At 56.4% G+C, this 1,361-nt stretch carries 1 protein-coding gene; it reads right to left on the reverse strand.

From position 1 onward, the window contains the following. Positions 1–255: 255 nt before the first annotated feature. Entirely contained in the window at positions 256–1,278 is a 1,023-nt protein-coding gene (locus tag C7441_RS23670; protein WP_036567425.1) for an IS110 family RNA-guided transposase, read from the reverse strand. Positions 1,279–1,361 lie beyond the last annotated feature (83 nt).

The raw sequence follows: 1,361 nt of genomic DNA on the forward strand, positions 1-1,361 counted from the left end.
CCCCCATGTGTGGACGGCCCGTGGAATGCAAGACTCTGTATCGATGGGATCGGTCAGGTTCAGTCATGTGTCCGGCCTTTTATCGTGGCATTGTAGCCACTGGCCCTGATGAAGTCCGCGGATGGAGAGCCAATCAATTTGTCGAGCTCAAGGCTCTGGGGGAACCTAGGCTTTGCTCCATCCCCGGTCCAACCGGTTCGCCATCATTACTCAGTCCTTCATTCCTCCGGTCGACGATTGCCGAGCCGGATTCCTTCAAACGGCTGCGTGCCGGTAAGTCTCCTCTCTTCTCAGAAGAGCCCACGCGACGCGGGCGGTCTTGTTGGCGATCGCTACCGACACCATGCGTGCCGGTTTGCGCTGCAAGAGCTTCGCGATCCACGGGAATGATGGAGCATCAATGCGCGCTCGTCGTATGACGGCAGTGGCGCCGACTACCAGCAATCGTCGGATTGTCCGATCGCCCTGCTTGCTGATCCGCCCTAGCCTCTCCTTTCCGCCACTACTATTTTGTCGCGGCGTTAAGCCAAGCCAAGCCGCGAACTGTCGCGCTGATTTGAATTCCTCGGCATTCCCAACCGAAGCCGCGATTGCGGCCGCCGTGAGAAAGCCGACGCCTGGGATGGTCATCAGCCTCCGAGCGGCAGCTTGGTCCCGGCACCACTGCATTATGGTGCGATCAAGCTCGGCGATCTTATTGCTCAGCTCTTCTAGCTGCATCTGAATGTGCTTGAAGGGTTGCCACGACGGTTCAGGAAGATGGTCTTTCGCGACGTGTAAGGCTTCGAGAGCAGCTTTCAGCCCGAACTTTCCTTGAGGCGTGATGATACCGAATTCGGCCAAATGGCCTCGGAGTGCGTTGATCAGAGCCGTTCTCTGCCGCACAAAAAGATCTCGGGTCTTGTGCTGCATAAGAAGAGCCTGACGCTCGCAATTTTTCACCGGTACGAAGCGCATGGTTGGACGGGTGACTGCCTCGCAAATCGCTTCGGCATCTGCTGCATCGTTTTTCCCGCGCTTCACATACGGCTTTACATATACCGGAGGCATAAGCTTCACATCGAAGCCCAAGGCACCGAGTTCCCTCGCCCAGTAATGTGAAGTCGAACAAGCTTCCATGCCGACGAGGCAGGGTGGCAACTGCTCGAAGAAATGCAGGAGCTGATTTCGGCGAAGCTGCCGCCGGACAATAACATTGCCGACGTCATCGATAGCATGAACTTGAAACACGTTCTTGGCCAGATCCAGGCCGACGACAGTGATCTTCTCGAAAGTCATGACACGGTTCCTTCTCTGAGTTGCGCAGAATGATCTTAGCATCTCGCGCGACGGGTTCGGAGGGCCGTCCACATCATCAATTT

This window comes from Pseudaminobacter salicylatoxidans, assembly GCF_003148475.1.
GTDB lineage: Bacteria > Pseudomonadota > Alphaproteobacteria > Rhizobiales > Rhizobiaceae > Pseudaminobacter > Pseudaminobacter salicylatoxidans.